The organism is Mesorhizobium sp. M1A.F.Ca.IN.022.07.1.1, from assembly GCF_003997575.1.
In the GTDB taxonomy this organism is placed as follows: Bacteria; Pseudomonadota; Alphaproteobacteria; order Rhizobiales; family Rhizobiaceae; genus Mesorhizobium.
Window position 1 is genome coordinate 1 of sequence record NZ_RZST01000621.1, and the last position, 1,355, is coordinate 1,355.

3 protein-coding genes are annotated in these 1,355 nt (G+C 65.3%); all 3 read right to left on the reverse strand.

The window, feature by feature from the left end; genetic code table 11:
* On the reverse strand, positions 1–355 hold a 355-nt coding region (locus EOA75_RS32840; protein ID WP_127326135.1), incomplete at its 3' end, for a CBS domain-containing protein.
* An 85-nt stretch (positions 356–440) separates the two neighbouring features.
* Positions 441–593 carry a cbb3-type cytochrome oxidase assembly protein CcoS gene (ccoS, locus tag EOA75_RS32845; protein WP_127326136.1) on the reverse strand — a complete coding sequence of 51 codons (153 nt, stop codon included), beginning with the start codon at positions 591–593 and terminating at the stop codon, positions 441–443.
* A partial coding sequence (locus tag EOA75_RS32850) for an HAD-IC family P-type ATPase (RefSeq protein WP_127326137.1) occupies positions 590–1,355 on the reverse strand: 766 nt, incomplete at its 5' end. The genes ccoS and EOA75_RS32850, both read right to left, overlap by 4 nt.

Sequence of the window (1,355 nt, forward strand, 5' to 3'; positions counted from 1 at the left end):
TATCGTGGCGGGTCATCAGCTCGACGACTTCGGCAAGCGAAGCGCCCGGCGACGCCGAGACGACGTTCGCTGTCATCACCTCGTCGACCCGACGGCCGTTTGCCCGGACATAGTCGTCGGCGATCTTGCCGGGGCCGAGTAAGAATTCCAGCCAGTGTGCGCGGGTGCGCTGCGTGCCGAGCTCGCCTCGACGCAGGAAATCGCCTTCGCTGATGATGCCCGCCAGCGTTCCGTCAGTACCGAGGACCGGCAGGCAGCTTATCTTCTTCGACAGCATCAGCTCGACCGCGGCAGCGATCGAGGCGGCCGAGTCGATCGTGACGACGGGTGTTGTCATTATCGTCTGCGCCAGCATCCTTGTCTCCTGGTCTTGGCACGGGCCTTTGTCCTATGCCTGGCCGGTCGCGTCATTGATCTGCGTCAGAATCCAGGGGGCGAGTTCACTTCAACCGTTCATCGCGGTCGATCAAAATGCGCTCGGCCGCGCCATCGAGATCCTCATACTGGCCGCTTCTCAGTGCCCATAGAAAACCGGCCAGTCCGAGCCCGCCGAGAAAGAGTGCAACCGGGATGAGGTAGACCAGCGTTGTCATTGTAGTTGAGCCGAGGCGCCAAGCCTTGCGCGCCGGTCACTCGGCGCGCCTCCGGCCGATGCGGCTCTCTTGAAGCCTTGCAGGCGCAGGGCGTTTCCGATCACCAGCAGCGAGGAGGCGGACATCGCGATTGCCGCGATGAGTGGAGTGACCAGCCCCATTATGGCAATCGGCACCGCAAAGGCGTTGTAGACGATCGCGATCGCAATGTTCTGGCGGATCAGCCGGCCCGCGTTGCGTGAGACATCAAGGGCGAGAGGGACTGCCAGGAGGCTTTCCCGCAGGAACACGAAGTCGGCGGCATTGCGACCGACATCGGCGGCGGTGGCGGGCGCCATCGAGACATGCGCGGCACCGAGCGCCGGCGTGTCGTTGAGCCCGTCGCCCACCATCAGCACCTTGTGGCCGCTCCTGGCCAGCGTCTCGATACGCTCGACCTTGCCGGCCGGTAGAAGCGCGGGCACGACGTTCTCAATCCCCAAGCTCCCGGCCACTTCGGCGCAGGCATTGGCCGTATCGCCGGACAGCATCTCGACGGATATGCCGGCGGCCTTCAGTTGCCCGGTTGCCGCCGCTGCGTCCGGGCGCGCCGCGTCCTCGAAGGCGAAAGAGGCGACGATTGTTCCGTTCTTCGAAAGCACGGTGCCGCCAAGGCCGCCATATCGGCCCTCGCCGCCGATACGCGCCTTCCATCCGGCCCATCCGCGGCGGCCGAGGCGCCAGGTGGTGCCGTCGGTGACTGCCTCGATGCCGAAACCTGGG

Excerpts from the sequence above, each read along its gene's own strand:
- ccoS (WP_127326136.1), bottom strand. The coding sequence starts at position 593 with ATGACAACGCTGGTCTACCTCATCCCGGTTGCACTCTTTCTCGGCGGG.